Origin of the sequence: Edwardsiella piscicida (genome assembly GCF_021733145.1) — a bacterium.
Lineage (GTDB): Bacteria > Pseudomonadota > Gammaproteobacteria > Enterobacterales > Enterobacteriaceae > Edwardsiella > Edwardsiella piscicida.
Genome location: NZ_CP090968.1, coordinates 3230894 through 3247805 on the forward strand (window position 1 = coordinate 3230894; position 16912 = coordinate 3247805).

The 16912-nt window shown below is 50.4% G+C and carries 15 protein-coding genes and 1 pseudogene; 12 read left to right on the forward strand and 4 right to left on the reverse strand.

Translation table 11 applies throughout. The features are described from left to right. Positions 1 to 32 precede the first annotated feature (32 nt). The 9 genes and pseudogenes from L1P05_RS14700 to istA form a co-directional block, all read left to right on the forward strand. Positions 33 to 2471, forward strand: coding sequence for a type I restriction-modification system subunit M (locus tag L1P05_RS14700; RefSeq protein ID WP_012849884.1), 2439 nt, complete (start codon positions 33 to 35; stop codon positions 2469 to 2471). Further along, complete coding sequence (locus tag L1P05_RS14705; RefSeq protein WP_370686075.1) at positions 2471 to 3808, forward strand: restriction endonuclease subunit S; 1338 nt, start codon at positions 2471 to 2473, stop codon at positions 3806 to 3808. The genes L1P05_RS14700 and L1P05_RS14705 overlap by 1 nt, the downstream gene beginning before the upstream one ends. A gap of 4 nt (positions 3809 to 3812) precedes the next feature. Next, on the forward strand, positions 3813 to 4388 hold the full coding sequence (locus tag L1P05_RS14710; protein ID WP_012849886.1) for a DarT ssDNA thymidine ADP-ribosyltransferase family protein: 576 nt from the start codon (positions 3813 to 3815) through the stop codon (positions 4386 to 4388). Positions 4389 to 4390: 2 nt separating this feature from the next. Beyond that, on the forward strand, positions 4391 to 5047 hold the full coding sequence (gene darT, locus L1P05_RS14715) for a type II toxin-antitoxin system toxin DNA ADP-ribosyl transferase DarT (protein ID WP_012849887.1): 657 nt from the start codon (positions 4391 to 4393) through the stop codon (positions 5045 to 5047). Continuing rightward, positions 5044 to 6111: a type II toxin-antitoxin system antitoxin DNA ADP-ribosyl glycohydrolase DarG gene (darG, locus tag L1P05_RS14720; RefSeq protein ID WP_012849888.1), complete on the forward strand. Its 1068-nt coding sequence runs from the start codon at positions 5044 to 5046 to the stop codon at positions 6109 to 6111. Before darT ends, darG begins: the two co-directional genes overlap by 4 nt. 163 nt (positions 6112 to 6274) lie before the next feature. Next, positions 6275 to 9370 carry a type I restriction endonuclease subunit R gene (locus tag L1P05_RS14725; RefSeq protein WP_012849889.1) on the forward strand — a complete coding sequence of 1032 codons (3096 nt, stop codon included), beginning with the start codon at positions 6275 to 6277 and terminating at the stop codon, positions 9368 to 9370. After that, a complete protein-coding gene (locus L1P05_RS14730) occupies positions 9370 to 10086 on the forward strand; it encodes a M48 family metallopeptidase (RefSeq protein ID WP_012849890.1) in 717 nt (238 codons plus the stop codon). The genes L1P05_RS14725 and L1P05_RS14730 overlap by 1 nt, the downstream gene beginning before the upstream one ends. Before the next feature lie 244 nt (positions 10087 to 10330). Beyond that, positions 10331 to 10870: an IS4/Tn5 family transposase DNA-binding protein gene (locus L1P05_RS14735; protein ID WP_012849891.1), complete on the forward strand. Its 540-nt coding sequence runs from the start codon at positions 10331 to 10333 to the stop codon at positions 10868 to 10870. A 13-nt stretch (positions 10871 to 10883) separates the two neighbouring features. Next, positions 10884 to 11681: pseudogene (gene istA, locus L1P05_RS14740) on the forward strand (IS21 family transposase); the annotation flags it as partial. A gap of 236 nt (positions 11682 to 11917) precedes the next feature. Here the strand turns inward: istA and L1P05_RS14745 are convergent. From L1P05_RS14745 to L1P05_RS14755, 3 genes are read right to left on the reverse strand one after another with little or no spacing between them, the layout of a single operon-like run. Continuing rightward, on the reverse strand, positions 11918 to 12133 hold the full coding sequence (locus L1P05_RS14745; protein ID WP_012849893.1) for a PapB/FocB family fimbrial expression transcriptional regulator: 216 nt from the start codon (positions 12131 to 12133) through the stop codon (positions 11918 to 11920). Between the two features lie 11 nt (positions 12134 to 12144). Then, positions 12145 to 12408, reverse strand: coding sequence for a DUF2442 domain-containing protein (locus L1P05_RS14750; protein ID WP_041692548.1), 264 nt, complete (start codon positions 12406 to 12408; stop codon positions 12145 to 12147). After that, a complete protein-coding gene (locus tag L1P05_RS14755; protein WP_012849894.1) occupies positions 12368 to 12607 on the reverse strand; it encodes a DUF4160 domain-containing protein in 240 nt (79 codons plus the stop codon). Before L1P05_RS14755 ends, L1P05_RS14750 begins: the two co-directional genes overlap by 41 nt. 493 nt (positions 12608 to 13100) lie before the next feature. On the opposite strand from L1P05_RS14755, the gene L1P05_RS14760 reads away from it, so the two are divergent. The 3 genes from L1P05_RS14760 to L1P05_RS14770 all read left to right on the forward strand — a co-directional run bounded on the left by L1P05_RS14760 (position 13101) and on the right by L1P05_RS14770 (position 14590). Further along, positions 13101 to 13697, forward strand: a complete 597-nt coding sequence (locus L1P05_RS14760) for a helix-turn-helix domain-containing protein (RefSeq protein ID WP_071818540.1) — start codon at positions 13101 to 13103, stop codon at positions 13695 to 13697. Positions 13698 to 13790: 93 nt separating this feature from the next. Continuing rightward, complete coding sequence (locus L1P05_RS14765) at positions 13791 to 14060, forward strand: type II toxin-antitoxin system TacA family antitoxin (RefSeq protein ID WP_041692549.1); 270 nt, start codon at positions 13791 to 13793, stop codon at positions 14058 to 14060. Then, complete coding sequence (locus tag L1P05_RS14770; RefSeq protein WP_041692550.1) at positions 14057 to 14590, forward strand: GNAT family N-acetyltransferase; 534 nt, start codon at positions 14057 to 14059, stop codon at positions 14588 to 14590. The genes L1P05_RS14765 and L1P05_RS14770 overlap by 4 nt, the downstream gene beginning before the upstream one ends. Positions 14591 to 14687: 97 nt before the next feature. Here L1P05_RS14770 and L1P05_RS14775 read toward each other — a convergent pair whose 3' ends face one another. After that, complete coding sequence (locus L1P05_RS14775) at positions 14688 to 15431, reverse strand: OB-fold protein (protein WP_012849897.1); 744 nt, start codon at positions 15429 to 15431, stop codon at positions 14688 to 14690. Between the last annotated feature and the right edge of the window lie 1481 nt (positions 15432 to 16912).

The window sequence follows — 16912 nt, forward strand, 5'->3', positions numbered from 1 at the left end:
ACAGCACAGAATCGCGCGAAACGAGATATTTAATGGCTATCAAAAAAACCGAACTCTATTCCTCCCTGTGGGCAAGCTGCGACGAACTGCGCGGTGGGATGGATGCCAGCCAGTACAAGGACTATGTACTGACCCTGCTGTTTATGAAGTACGTTTCTGACAAATATAAGGGCGATCCCTACGGGATGATCGTGATCCCGAAAGGGGCCAGCTTTGACGATATGGTCGCGCTGAAAAACGATAAAGAAATCGGCGATAAAATTAACAAAATCATCCGCAGGCTGGCGGAAGAGAACGATTTGAAAGGCGTTATCGACGAGGCTGACTTTAACGACGAAGACAAGCTCGGCAAAGGTAAGGAGATGATTGACCGCCTGACCAAGCTGGTCGGTATCTTCGAGGGATTGGATCTGTCCGGCAACCGGGCCGATGGCGACGATTTGCTGGGCGATGCCTATGAGTACCTGATGCGCCACTTTGCCACCGAATCCGGTAAAAGCAAGGGGCAGTTCTACACGCCTGCGGAGGTATCGCGTATTCTGGCGAAGGTGATCGGCATTACGCCCGATACGCCACAGGATGCCACGGTCTACGACCCCACCTGTGGCTCCGGTTCGTTGCTGCTTAAAGTTAGCGATGAAACCCGACGCGGGCTGTCGATCTTCGGGCAGGAGATGGACAACGCTACCAGCGCGTTGGCGCGGATGAACATGATCCTGCATAACAACGCTACCGCTAAAATCTGTCAGGGCAATACCTTGAGCGATCCACAGTGGAAAGAGGCCGATGGTAGGCTGAAAGCCTTCGATTTCGCCGTGGCCAACCCGCCGTTTTCCAATAAAAACTGGACCAGCGGGCTGGATCTGAAGAGAGATCCGTTTGAGCGCTTCGTCTGGGGCGTTCCACCGGAGAAGAACGGGGATTATGCCTTTCTGCTGCACATCATCAAGAGCCTGAAAAGCACCGGCAAAGGGGCGGTGATCCTGCCACATGGCGTGCTGTTCCGCGGCAACGCCGAAGCGAATATCCGCGAAAACCTGATCAAGCAAGGCTATATCAAAGGCATTATCGGCCTACCGGCTAACCTGTTTTACGGTACCGGCATCCCGGCGTGCATTATCGTGATTGATAAAGAGCACGCCCACAGCCGCAAAGGCATTTTTATGATCGATGCCAGCCGGGGCTTTATCAAAGATGGCAACAAGAACCGCCTGCGTAGCCGGGATATTCACCGCATCGTGGATGTGTTTAACCATCAGCGAACGCTGCCCGGCTACAGCCGGATGGTGCCATTAAGCGACATCGCCGGGAATGATTACAACCTGAATATCCCCCGCTATATCGACGGCGGCGAGCCGGAAGATCTGCACGATCTGAGCGCCCACCTACAGGGCGGTATTCCGGCGCGCGATGTGGATGCCCTACAGGATTACTGGCGGGTATTTCCTGCCCTGCGCGACGTGCTGTTTACCGACGATCGCCCCGGCTACTGTCGGGCGCAGGTCGAAGCCCAACAGGTTAAACCGACCATTCTGGCGCATCAGGAATTTAAGGATTTTGCCACCCGCAGCCTGCTGCCGTTTAAGGCGTGGGTGAAAGAGGCGGCGCTGAATGAGATCGGTAAGGGCGATAAACCCAAGGCGCTGATCCACGATATCAGCGAGATGCTGCTGGCGCAGTATGCCAACAGCGAGCTGCTGAATAAATACAGCGTGTACCAGATCCTGATGGACTACTGGGCCGACATCATGCAGGACGATGTCTACGTGATCATGCAGGACGGCTGGCAAGCCGCCGCGCACATTCGCGAACTCCAGCCGGTAAAAGGCAAGGATGGCAAAAACGTCTGGAAAGAGGCGCATGATTTTGAGTTTGACAAGCGGCGCTACAAGGCCGACGTGCTGCCTCGTTCTTTGGTGGAGATTCGCTGTTTCCCGCAACAGCTGGACACGCTGAACCGCGCGCAGGAACGCAGTGAAGAGGCCAGCCGTCAGTTAGCCGAGTTTATCGAGGAGCAGACAGGGGAAGAGGATCTGCTGGCCGAGGCGAAGAACGACAAGGATAAGGTGACGCAAAAGCTGGTCAATGCCCGCCTGACAAAATTGAAGAAAACCACCGCCGATCCGGATGAGCTGGCGGCGCTGACCCGTTGCCTGGCGCTGATTACAGCAGAGGCGAATGCGAAAAAAGCGCTGAAAGCCGCGCAAAAAACGCTGGATCGCGCGGTGTTTAAACAGTATCCCACGCTGGATGAAGCGGCGATCAAGGCGCTGGTGGTGCAGGACAAATGGCTGGCGACGTTGCAGGCCGGGATTCAGGCGGAGATTGAGCGTATCACCCAGCAACTGGCGGAGCGCGTGAAGGAGCTGGAAGAGCGCTATGCCGAGCCGCTACCGGCGCTGGAGGCGTCCGTTGAGGCGTTAAGCAAGAAGGTGGCCGGGCATTTGCGGGCGATGGGGTTGGTATGGTGATGGTGGATTTAATGGTGGATAAACAGCAATCAGGCGCGGCGGGAAAAGGCGTGCCTGCGGGGTTTAAGTTGACTGAGGTGGGGGTGATTCCAGAGGATTGGGAAGTAGTCCCTTTTTTTGATGTAGTCTCGATTGTTAGTGGGCAAATATCTCCGATATGTGAGCCATATTCTTCAATGACATTAATTGCCCCAGACCACATTGAAACAGGAACAGGTAGACTGATAAGTAAGAAGTCAGCAAAAGAGCAAGGTGCTATAAGTGGTAAATATGTTTTTCATGCTGGGGATACTATCTATAGCAAAATACGTCCATATTTGAGAAAAGCTATTTATGCTAATTTTGATGGACTATGTAGTGCAGATATGTACCCTCTAAGGCCTAAAGAAGGGATCGAACCTAAATATATTCTTCCGTTAGTTCTTGGGAACCGATTCTCGAAATATGCCGAGTCTGTTTCTGTAAGAAGTGGTATACCTAAAATTAATAGAACTGAGATCGCAGATTTTTTATTTGTTATTCCAAGACAAAGGGAAGAACAAACCGCTATTGCCAATGTACTGTTTGATACTGAAGCGCTGATTGCTGCTCTGGAACAGATTCTCGCAAAAAAACAAGCCATCAAAACAGCTGCTATGCAGCAACTCCTGACGGGGAAAACCCGTTTGCCGCAGTTTGCTATGTGGGAAGATGGGACGACGAAGGGATATAAAAAGAGTGAATTAGGGGAAATTCCTGAGGATTGGGTAGTCACAAATATTGGACAGTTTACAGACTGCTGCGCTGGTGGAACCCCTGGTACTAAAGTTTCAGCGTATTGGGGGGGCACTCACCCTTGGATGAGCTCAGGTGAATTACACTTAAAACAAGTCCATACAGTAGCTGATTATATAACAGATGAAGGGCTTGCTAACTCCAGTACAAAATATGTGCCTAAAAATTCAGTATTAGTGGGATTGGCAGGACAAGGCAAAACTCGCGGGACTGTAGCAATTAACCGGATTGAATTGTGTACTAATCAGTCTATTGCTGCGATTTTTCCTGGCGAACATCATTCCACAGAATTTCTATTCTATAACCTCGACAATCGTTATGAGGAATTGAGAAGCTTATCCACTGGCGATGGAGGTCGTGGCGGATTGAACCTGACTATTATCAGGAAATTACATCTTGCTTTTCCACCAAAAGAAGAACAAACCGCCATTGCCGCCATCCTCTCCGATATAGATGAGGACATTCAGACCCTGCAACAACGTTTGAACAAGACTCGCCAGCTTAAGCAGGGGATGATGCAGGAATTGTTAACCGGAAAAATTCGACTCATAGAAAGGAACTAGACCTATGCCAGATATTCGCACACAGCAGTTTCTTTATCATTTAACGGATCTGAACAATCTGGAGGACATTTTCTCCGAAGGACTGAAATCACGCAGCCTCTTGCGTGGTTTTTCAGATGTTGCCGATCCTGAGATCATAGCTTCGCGCAGTGCCTTACGTTTGGAAGAGTATGTTCCTTTCCATTTTTTCGCCCGAAACCCCTTTGATGGCAGGGTCCATCGTAATAATCCAAATAAGACGTTCGTCCTCATTACTGTTCGTCGAAGCCATGCACAGACGAATAGCTGGTCAGTCATTCCCAGACATCCGCTATCTGGTTCAACGATTACTTTGCTTGATTATGAAGCGGGTATGGCGACCATTGACTGGGAAACCATGAACCGCCGTGAATATGGGGATGACAATTGCAAGTGTGTTTGTATGGCGGAATGTCTTTCCCCAACAAGTGTTCCCGCAAGCGATTTTAATAGTATTTTTGTTCCTGATGCAGAAACAGAAGCAACCGTTAACAATCTAAAAAGAACTTATGGACTAAATATGTACGTCAATAACAGCCCACATATGTTCCCCGGAGCCTGACCGTGGCCTACGACTACAGCGCCAACCTCAACCCGGAAAAAGCCCTGATTTGGCGCATTGTCCATCGGGATAATATCCCGTGGATACTGGACCACGGTCTGCACTGCGGCAACAGCCCGGTGCAGGCGGCAAACTGGATCAATATCGGCAACCCGGAACTTATCGGCAAACGCGCCGGGCATCCGGTGCCTGTCGGTATGGGCGGGACGCTGCATGACTACGTGCCGTTTTACTTTACCCCCTTTTCGCCGATGCTGATGAATATCCACAGCGGGCGTGGCGGCATTACGCAGCGCCCCAATGAGGAAATCGTCATTCTGGTCAGCAACCTGCGAAACGTGGCGGCGCAGAACATCCCCTTCGTGTTTACCGACAGCCACGCCTACTATAACTGGGTCAACTACTACACCCGTCTGGACGATCTGAACCAGATCGACTGGTCTATCTTACAGGCGCGGGATTTCCGTCGCGATCCAGACGATCCGGCGAAGTTTGAACGCTATCAGGCCGAGGCGTTAATCTGGCAGCACTGCCCCATCACACTGCTGGTCGGGATGATTTGTTACAACGATGGCGTCAGGTTACAATTAGAGCAGTGGCTGTCGCAACGTAATCTGACAATGCCCGTTCACGCACGGGCCGGGTGGTACTTCTCATGATCACATATACACAAGGCAATTTACTGGACGCGCCTGTGGAAGCACTGGTGAATACGGTGAATACCGTCGGTGTCATGGGTAAAGGCATCGCGCTGATGTTTAAAGAGCGCTTCCCCGACAATATGAAAGCCTATGCCCACGCCTGCAAACAAAAGCAGGTGATGACCGGCAAGATGTTTATTACCGAAACCGGCGAGCTGATGGGGCCACGCTGGATCGTCAACTTCCCTACCAAGCAGCACTGGCGCGCCGACTCCCGCATGGCGTGGATCGAAGACGGTTTGCAGGACTTGCGCCGCTTTTTGATCGAAAAGAAAGTGCGGTCCATCGCCATTCCCCCGCTGGGCGCGGGCAACGGCGGCCTGAACTGGCCGGACGTCCGGGCGCGGATTGAATCTACGCTGGGCGACCTTCAGGACACGGAAATCCTGATTTATGAGCCTACCGAAAAATACCAGAATGTCGCCAAGAGCAGCGGTGTAAAAAAGCTCACGCCCGCCAGAGCGATGATCGCTGAACTGGTGCGCCGCTACTGGGTGCTGGGTATGGAGTGCAGCCTGCTGGAAATCCAGAAGCTGGCATGGCTGCTACAACGCGCCATTGAACAGCACCAGCAGGAGGACGTGTTAAAACTGCGGTTTGAGGCGCACTATTACGGCCCCTATGCTCCTAACCTGAACCATCTGCTTAACGCGCTGGACGGTACCTATCTGAAAGCCGAGAAACGTATCCCGGACAGCCAGCCACTGGATGTGATCTGGTTTAACGATCGGGAAAAAGAACACATCAACCTATGGCTGAACAGCGAAGCCAAAGCGTGGTTGCCAGCGCTTGAGCAGGTCAGCCAGTTGATTGACGGTTTTGAATCGCCGTTTGGTCTGGAGCTGTTGGCGACCGTTGACTGGTTGTTGACCCGGGGACAATGCCAGCCGACGCTGGACTCGGTGAAAGAGGGGTTGCATCAGTGGCCTGCGGGAGAACCTTGGGCCAGCCGTAAGATAAAGCTGTTTGACGATAAGAATCTGCAATTCGCCATTAACCGCGTGATGGAGTTTCATTGCTGAAAATTAGCCTGTCCCAGCAGGCGTCATTGTTGCAGTCAGACTGGATGCGGACAGCGCGGAAAAACCGGAGCGTACACGCAGTACGTGAGGATTTTGAGCACTGCCCAAGTCCAGTTTGGCAAGTAAAATAGCCTGGTGGGACAGGCTCTAAGGAGAGCGCCTTTTGAGCAGCATCGGCCAGCGCGAACGCGCCACGCAAGAGCGTCTGATTCAGTTTTTTGTTAAGGATTTAGGCTACCGCTATCTGGGCCGGAGCGCAGGATATGCCGGTGACAGCAATATCGATACGGACATACTGAGCGCATGGCTGAAACGGCGCGGCGTTAGCGATACCCTGATCACCCGTGTGCTTCGACAACTGGATTCCGCCGCCGCGCTGGGCGAAGGCAAAAAGCTGTATTACGCCAACAAAGAGGTCTATCGCCTGCTGCGCTACGGCGTGAAGGAAAAGGAAGGCGCGGGCGAGCAGAATCAGACCATATGGCTGATTGACTGGGCAAATCCTGAAGCCAATGATTTCGCTATTGCCGACGAGGTGACGGTCAACGGCGAATACAGCAAGCGCCCGGATCTGGTGCTGTACGTTAACGGCATCGCGCTGGGCGTGATTGAACTTAAACGCTCGTCAGTTCACGTCAGCGAAGGCATCCGGCAGAACCTCGATAATCAGAAGAAAACCTTTATCCGCAATTTCTTCACCACCATACAGCTGGTGATGGCAGGTAACGATACGCAGGGACTGCGCTACGGCACCATCGAAACGCCGGAAAAATATTATCTGGAGTGGAAAGAAGAGAATACCGGCATATATACGCATAAGCTCGACTTCCATTTAAGCCGCCTTTGCAGCAAATCAAGACTGCTGGATATCGTCCATAACTATATGGCCTTTGACGCTGGGGTGAAAAAACTCTGTCGCCATAATCAGTTCTTTGGTGTCGAGGCGGCTAAACAGCATATTGCCCGTCGTGAAGGTGGAATTATCTGGCATACGCAGGGATCGGGTAAAAGCCTGACGATGGTCTGGCTGGCAAAGTGGATCCGTGAAAACGTGCCCAATTCGCGCGTGTTGATTGTGACCGACCGCACCGAGTTGGATGAACAGATCGAAAGCGTGTTTATGGGCGTGGATGAAGAGATTTATCGCACCTCCAGCGGTAGCGATCTGATCGCGACGCTCAATCACCCGAACCCGTGGCTCATCTGCTCGCTGGTGCATAAGTTCGGTCGGCGTAGCGAAGCGGAAGACGCTGCGGCAACCGACGACTTCATCACTGAGTTGCAACAATCCCTGACCAAAACGTTCCGCGCCAAAGGTGATCTCTTCGTCTTCGTGGATGAGTGCCACCGCACGCAGTCTGGTAAATTGCATAACGCAATGACTGCGATTCTGCCGGAAGCCCTGTTTATCGGTTTTACCGGCACGCCGCTGATGAAGAAAGATAAAAAGAAATCAGTGGAGGTGTTCGGCCCTTATATCCATACCTATAAGTTTGATGAAGCCGTGGCTGACGGGGTGGTGCTGGATCTGCGCTATGAGGCCCGCGATATTGACCAGTATCTGACGTCTGAGAAAAAGGTCGATGACTGGTTTGAGGCCAAAACGCGCGGCCTGTCGAATTTAGCCAAGACCCAGCTTAAGCAGAAATGGGGCTCAATGCAGAAACTGCTGTCCAGCAAGTCGCGGCTGGAGCAGATCGTTAATGATATTCTGTTGGATATGGATACCCGCCCGCGCCTGATGGACGGGCGCGGTAACGCCATGCTGGTATGCAGTAGCGTGTATCAGGCCTGTAAGGTTTACGAGATGTTCAGCCAGACCGATCTGGCGGGAAAAGTGGCGATTGTAACCAGCTTTCGTCCCGATGCTGCCAGTATCAAAGGTGAAGAAACTGGCGCGGGCCTGACCGAGAAGCTGTTTAAATTCTCGACCTATCGCAAAATGCTGGCCGACTATTTTGAGCAAAGCGAAGAGAAGGTTGCCGGACGTATCGCAGAGTTCGAGCGGGACGTTAAACAGCGCTTTATTAATGAGCCGGGGCAAATGCGTCTGCTTATCGTGGTGGATAAGCTGCTGACCGGCTTTGACGCGCCGTCCGCCACCTATCTCTATATCGATAAAACCATGACGGACCATACGCTGTTTCAGGCGATTTGTCGGGTAAACCGGCTGGATGGGGAAGATAAAGAGTACGGCTATATTATCGATTATAAGGATCTGTTTCGCTCGCTGGATAAAGCGATAACCGATTACACCGCAGGCGCGTTTGACGATTACGATCGGGATGATGTTGATGGCCTGCTGAAAAATCGTCTGGAGCAGGCGAAGCTGGATCTCGACAGCGCGCTGGAGGTGGTTCGCAGCCTGTGCGAACCCGTCAAGGCACCGCGCGAATTGCAGGACTATCAGCACTATTTCTGTGGTCAGTCGGGAGAAAACCAGGCGGTATTAGGCGAAAAAGAGGCGCTGCGCCTTTCGTTCTATCAGAATGTCGCCCGCCTGCTGCGCGCTTACGCCAGCCTGGCGAATGAAATGCAGGAAGCGGGTTATACCAATGAGGAAGTGGAAAGCATTCGAGCCGAAGTCGCTAAATTCGAGAGACTGCGCTACGACATTAAACTAACCAGCGGCGATCTGCTGGACATGAAGCGCTTTGAGCCCGCCATGCGCCACCTGCTGGATATGTATGTTCGCGCCGACGGTAGCGAAGTGCTGATGGATTTCGAAGAGTTAAGCCTGATTGAGCTGATTGTTGAAAAAGGCGCAGCAGCAACTGCTGCTCTGCCGGACGAGATCCGCAATAATCAGGATGCGATGGCAGAAACCATCGAAAACAACGTGCGTAAAACCATTGTGGATGAAAACCCGGTGAACCCAAAATACTACGGGCGCATGTCGCTGTTGCTGGATGAGCTGATTACCCTTCGCCGCCAGAATGCGCTTGATTATCAGCAGTACCTGGAGCGTATCCGGGATTTGAGCAAGCAGGTTATCCGCCCAGAACAAACCAACGGAGCATCCTATCCAGAAACGATGGATACGCAGGCAAAGCGGGCATTTTATGATAACTTCGGCCATGACGAGGTGCTGGCAACCCGTATTGATACGACAATCCGCTATACCAAAAAAGCGGAGTGGATTGGCGATCGTTTTAAGGAACGAGAGCTTGCCCGTGCACTGCGTGAAGAAACCGCCAGTTATAACGTCAATATTGATGACGTTCTTGAGCTTGCCCGTAAGCAAAAGGAATACCACTGATGCCGGTCATGCAGATAGGCACGCTGCGCTTGCAGGTTAACCGTAAGGCAATTAAGAACTTGCATATCAGCGTCCTGCCGCCTGACGGCAAAGTCCGCGTTTCAGCCCCGGAACACATGACAGAAACGGCGATACGGATGGCGGTCGCTTCCCGCTTTCGCTGGATTCGAAAACAACAGCAGGATTTCGCCAGACAGCCACGCCAGTCCGAACGGGAAATGGTCAGCGGAGAATGCCACTATCTTTGGGGTCGTAAATATCGTTTGTTTGTGATCGAGCGTCAGGGACGTCATGAGGTGAAAATTGCGGGAAATAATAAACTCCAGCTTTATGTTCAGCCAGGAACCAGCAACGAAAATAAGGCACTGGTATTAACCGACTTTTATCGGCATGAGCTGAAACGGCAGGTCGCTAAATTACTGCCCGAATGGCAGGACAGAACCGGTGTTTCCGCGACGTTCTGGGGCATTAAAAAGATGAAAACCTTTTGGGGCACCTGTAATACCACCACAAAGCGAGTCTGGTTTAATCTGGAACTGGTCAAGAAACCACCTGAGTGTCTGGAGTATATTCTGGTGCATGAACTGGTTCACCTACTGGAGCGTCATCATAATGAGCGCTTCCGTCTACATATGGACCGCTTGATCCCTAACTGGCGCGAGCGGCGAGATTTGCTCAATAAGATGCCGCTGGCGTTTGAGGCGTGGGAGTATTGATCATCGGTACACTTGTCCCTCTTCATATTACAGGAGGGGGACTCCCTCCGTGTAGCGCTGGTTCACCTGACACTTCCCCTGAATGAACGTTCTTCCTTGTTGTAAACTTGGTGCGCTCTTTGGCAAAGTAGCTAAGGTGGCTCCTCAGGTTCAGTGTAAGCGTACAGCGTGACTTGCAACTACCCACAATTATATTAAGGTAATCATTATGATAGTTGGCTGAATTACTTTCAGGGATGGTTGAATGATTAATCAGGAACAGACCTCGCCTTCATGGCTCGATGAGGAAATTAATTCTTCTGTCTTTAGCGATCGCCGCCATGCCAACCGTTTTAAAAGTCTCATGCAAAAACTCTGGCGGGGAATGGGCAACAGCCTCCCTTTTGCCTGCCAGGATAATGCAGCAACAAAAGCCGCTTACCGGTTCCTTTCCAGCAACAGGATTGATGAGCAGCACCTGCGGCAGGGACATTCCGAGGCTACCAGTCAAAGGATACATGCACTGCAAGGCGAGAAGATTCTACTGCTTCAGGACACCACAACATTTGGCTACCACCGGGATAACCCTGATGCTGTAGGATTTGCAGGCAATCACACCGCTGGTCTAATCAAGACAGGGAATGATGCAGGTGTCAATTGTGGGATCCTGATGCATTCGAGCCTGGCAGTGGCGACATCAGGGCTCCTGCTGGGTCTGACCGCGGTGAAATTTGTTACCAACGGTGCGAAAGTGATCCATATCCGACGCCTGAAATTAGATCCAGGGGTTAATCTGCTCTCCTGATTCGGGAGAGCTTATGGTCACTTTTGAGACAGTTATGGAAATTAAAATCCTGCATAAGCAGGGTATGAGCAGTCGGGCGATCGCCAGGGAACTGGGTATCTCCCGTAACACCGTAAAGCGTTATCTGCGTGCGCAGTCTGAGCCGCCAAAATATACGCCGCGTCCCGCAACCGCTTCACTCCTGGATGAATACCGGGACTATATTCGGCAACGCATCGCCGATGCTCATCCTTATAAAATCCCTGCAACGGTCATCGCCCGCGAGATCACGGAGCAGGGTTATCGTGGTGGCATGACCATCCTGAGAGAGTTCATACGTTCACTTGCCATTCCTCAGGAACAGGAGCCTGTCGTGCGCTTCGAAACAGAGCCAGGACGACAGATGCAGGTTGACTGGGGCACCATGCGTAATGGCAAATCACCACTTCATGTGTTCGTTGCCGTTCTGGGGTTCAGCAGAATGCTGTATATCGAGTTCACTGACAATATGCGCTACGACACCCTGGAAGAATGCCACCGTAATGCGTTCAGCTTCTTCGGTGGCGTACCGCGTGAAGTGCTCTACGACAACATGAAAACGGTAGTGCTACAGCGCGATGCTTATCGGGCCGGGCAACACCGGTTCAACCCTTCACTGTGGCAGTTCGGCAAAGAGATGGGCTTCTCTCCACGGCTGTGCCGCCCCTTCAGAGCACAGACTAAAGGCAAGGTGGAGCGGATGGTGCAGTACACCCGCAACAGCTTCTACATCCCGCTAATGACTCGCCTGCGTCCGTTGGGGATCACCGTCGATGTTGAAACAGCCAACCGATTGACGATCTGCGTGCCTCCGGGCGTGCATCGCTATCCACCAGCCACGCTGCATTTCAGGATGCGATCAGCATTACTCTGTTAGCAAACGTCGGCGCCGGTGGCGCAATGCGTGAGGCGGCTCTTGCGGTCATGCCCGACGGAGTGAAGGCCGCCCTATTCCCAGACCAAAAACCGGCATAAAAAAACCCGCCGGGAGGCGGGTTCTATCGGTTCAAGTTAAGAGCAACATGGGAGTTAATGCGAGTAGAACGGAGTCAACTTACTGACGGTCTGATCCACCGCTTTCAGCACCCCGAGCCGGATAGAGAGCTGCGCAGGATTGACGCCATATTGCTCTGACGCCGCTTTTTGCGTCTCTCCATCGACTAAAACAGCACGCATAGCAGAAATAACCCCATCAGACCTAATGCTGGTTAACGATAGCAGCAGGTCAAACTGCGTGTTTGTCATTGGCACCTCCATTAGGAATGCGATACCAACGGATAATTTTCGGGGTGGCGGATACTATCAATGGACAGGTCAATATCCAGATCCGGCCAGCATAGGCCATCCCGCCCCATCGGCTCTACATTGAATACTGCATCGATGGCAGCACTCCTGAACCAAGGGAAATGCTCATAAGGGAGGAAATGCTCCTCCCCCTGTGCTAATAACCAGATGCCGTGTGGGGTGAGGTCTAAGACCTCAGCCACCGAAATGTTTGTGCCAAGCTGATCTGATTTCATCTTCATGCTCCCTAACGCTTTGCTCTAACTTACTCAGGTTAACAACTGAAAGGTTATAGCTGGTGGCTAGTGTTACTTCGGGTTCAATCCAGAATTTTGCTTCGCCATCTTTACCCACCACATGGATGTGCATTCTTTGTTCTTCGCGAGAGAAGAAGTAGAAGCGAAATCCTTTCTCGTTATATACCGCCGGACTCATTATGTTTCTCCATAACTCAAACCATAATGACAATTTACCATATATGATAAATATAGCAAGGTTAATTTATTATATATGGTAAATTCAATGATGCGAAGCCATGCTGACACCTTGTGCCTATCCGGCGCCAGCCCGCCGTATACCCAACGCTATCATTTTTGATGGTCTAACCGCCAAAACATCAGTCACCAAGACGGCTCGCTATAGCCAATATGTTGAAAGGTATATGATTTTTTATTGGCGTCGAGCTTTGATCGCTTGATCATGTGGAGTGGTTCGGGGTAGGATCTGGCCGTTTTCGGTTTCACCGGAAGCAGAAAAAGAAAAACCCCCAAGATAAGAGAGTAACTTTGGCGAGGAACTCTTAATCACTGGGGGCTAGTATCAGCATCGCGTAACCGCGAGGGCTTCGCGTTGCTTAAAACTGTAGAGATCATAACGTCATGCATATCAAATATCAACATCCAGCCGCGCCAATAAGCGACGGCGGTCGGTGACACTAAAACACAGCAACCAGCTACAAGCCTGCTGCCGGTTCCTTCCCTGTATCGACTCAGTGCGCAACACTGCTGAAACCCTTGCCTCATATGCCAAGAAAACACATGTCGGCTGGGTATGCTTTCCTAAAATCGCCACCCTGGCTAACCTGGCGGGCGTATCTCTGCGCACAGCTAAGTACCATCTGAAAAAGCTGGTGGAGTTAGGCGTTATCACGATCAGCCACCGGCATTATATCTGCAAAAAAACCGGGCGCCGCCGACAGGCCGCCAGCCTATACACCTTCTGTACCGGTCGGATCATGCAGTTCGCCCACCAGCTTAAAACTCGGTGTAAAGCTAAGCAGGTCAAGGAGGCTAATAACATTGCACCCTCAAATTGCCCTCCAAGATCAGTTTCTTTCAGAAACAAACAAAACAAAGGCTCTTTTGGCTCGAAAAATCAAAACCAAACAGCGTTCCAGCATACTCGATACGCTCAGGCCAACCGAATTGCCGAGGAAAACTATCGAGAACGACAAGCTATTCAGTGCGACGGCTCCAAGCATCTGCAAAAAATCCGGGCTTTGTTTAAAATCAGGACTGCACGATAGCTGACATGTACGGAAGAAGTCCGTACACTTGAGTGTGCAGGGTGTTTTATGTACAATGAGTACAGGTAAGTTTTATCTTGTAGGAGATGTACTATGGCTACAGCTCGCTTAGACCTGCGGTTAGACCCAGAAATCAAAGCGAAAGCAGAGAAAGCATCCGCTCTGCTCGGTTTAAAAACTCTAACGGAATATATCGTTCATATTGTTGATAATGATGCAAAGAGAGTAATCGCTGCGCATGAAAGCATGGCTCTACCAAACGACATTTTTGACCAATTTATGAATGCTTGTGAGCAGGCAAAAGAGCCGAATTCTGCCCTGAAATCAGCCCTATCATTTACTCGTGAAAAGGGCATTAAATGAATAGTGGGACAGAGTTTAAGGAGCTGAGTAAAGCTGATCACGACAGAGATTCTTTCGACTGCGGCGAAATAGAGCTAAACAATTTTATTAAAAATTTCGCGTTAAAACACATGCGAGTGGGCATCAGTAAGACAATGGTTTTACCTGCTACTGATGCCCTACCCAATAACAAACATCCCATCTGTGCTTTCTATACCGTAGCCCCAAGTTCAATTACCCGAAACTCACTCCCGGACGATCTAGGGAAGAAACTACCTCACTACCCTGTTCCCGTTTTCCTGCTTGCTCAGCTATCTGTTCACATTGACAATCAGGGGGATGGATTAGGGAAAATAACGCTAATAAAAGCATTAGAGTATCTATGGAATGTTAACTACTTCTTACACGCTTATGCTGTGGTAGTGGATTGTTTAAATGACAAGGCGGAGAGTTTCTACCGCAAGTATGGGTTCGAGACGCTATGCTCTTATGACGGTCGCGTGAGGCTATTTTTACCCATGAAGACGGTAGCAGGACTGTTCTCTGACTGAAACCGTACCGCCCCGCCTGGCATCGAGGTACTAGATAAGAATACCTAAACCATTGGGGGCGAGTTAGATCTTTAAAAACGCCAATACAAACGAGATATTAGTTAAACGTACAGTCACTACCTGACGGAGCACCAATAATCAGCGCCATCTTTTCACAAGTGATCGTCTTTTTTTGTCCTTTGGACAGCTCAGACGCTTTCATCCTTTCCGACTCACTCATATAAAGACGTACAGGCAAAAGGCGATTGCCGCTCTGGAGTTGGACAACCACATTATCCGCAAAGTCTTTGTTGATATCCTGAACTACTCCAGTAACCTCGACGCTACGCCCTCCGATCTTATTGTCAGCTGCAACTTCATTAGCATCATACAGTTCAGCTAAAGCTTTTGCCGTTGTGCAGTAAACTTTATCATTAGATGTACTAGCTTTAGATGTGGCTTCAACCGGTTTCGTTTCAGCCGTCATTTGATTAACTATCTCTTTCATACTATCTGTATTCATTATGACCTTAGCAGCATCATGACAATTATCAATTTCTGCTTTATCTGCTATGATTATTTTCTTTTCTTTGCTTAATTTATTGCCAATCATTTCGCCTAGCGTGGCTGTATTATAGATTATGCCGTAAGTATTAGTATTTTTATTCATCCCCGCCACTGCTCTGTCTATAATTGTATCCTTAGATACTCCTTTTAGTGTTTGCTCACAACTGGTAATAACAAGCGTTTCAACATAGTTTGATAAGTTACTGCGATATGGCTGTATGTTACTTGGCGCTGATCCAGCAGCAATAGACATAAAAGAACAAAATGTAAGCGAAGTGATTATCAGTTTTATCATGACCCCATAACTCCTAATGACTGAATAAATATATTAAACGTGATTTAAATTGTATTATTTTTATAGTTATAGTTCAATTAATTGCTTGCATGTGCTGAATATTCCCTCATCGAAATTAAAGAGCACCGCCCTCATCCGAAGGATAGCTGGCGAACGATGAGAAGTATGTTGCCTCCCGTCCAGTTCTACTAGCAATGAAAACAGCCATAATACGATGGTCAATACAGGGACAAGGAAATCGAAGCCAGTCTTACATCAGACGAATAAAAATATCGGTGAGTTAATAATCAAGAAGCAAATAATTTCTGCTGGGACACCACAGTAAAACCAAGGATACTGCCATTAAGAGAGCAATAATCAAGCAATCCGGTAAAAGGCTCCTACAATGCTTCATCGAAGCATATAGGCTGTAGCCTATCCCCACAACTGGAAAGATCAGCAGAAAATTTTCTGTTTTCTCTTAGCAATCATGGGCGTTTGCTCTATCATTGCAGACGGTAAAGTTAATCAGCTGCGCACACTGACTTTAGGGTGTGCCATTGACCATTCAAAATAAACTTGAGCAGCGCCTGCTCGATATCTCTGATCGCTCCCGCACCGTACTGAGCTTCGCTAGCGACTCTCAGTTCGCAAACGGGCAATTCATTCAAGATCCTACTGCGCGTGCAAACTCCATTGTTGCAGCTATGCGCACCATCCCCATGTTCGAATCATCCTCTGATGCAGAGTTGAGTTTGATTGGTACTGCGTGGGGCGCAGCCCTAGCGGAGTTTGCCAACGGCACCAACTCAATGCCGCGCCCTGATATTCTCGCCACCGCCCACAAGGCGCTTGAAAACATCATGGATGTCGGCATCAACGCCCGGAGCAATGACACCAGCCGTCAACCGATGATGCTGGAGTCAGCTGTTAAGGCGATGGCTGATAGCATGTCCACCAGCGACGGTATCCAAAAGCGTGCCCTGATGGCCGCGATGATCCTGCCGGTTCAACTGGCCTCCGCAACTGCCGATGCTTGTACGTTTATCCCGTGTGAGCGTGACGAGATCGAGGTTTTTGAGATCAAGCGCCGCGCCGGTTCAACCTTCGGTGATCATAAGGCTGGTGATGAGCTGGACGTGCATGATATGGGGCAGTATTCCCAGATGCGTCAGTTCCATTTATTCCCGAAAGCGCAGCAACCGGACGGGACGAAGACTACCTTCAAGTTCAGCACCAAAGACGACTGTCCAGCTGGTATCTCGATGCCGTTGCGTCGTGGTCGCACCATGATTTTCATTAACCGTAAAGCCATCGCTACGGCTAATAACGATGGTCAATTCATGGGGCGCTACGTCAAAGACAGCACCGAATACTTGCTGTCAGGCACCGTTGATATGACTCAAGGTACGATCAATATCAACAGCCAAACTGCCCTGCCGGTCGGCGCCGAGCTGTCCACCCGCTTCGAAGTGGATATCGAGAAAGCCCCGAAGCTGATC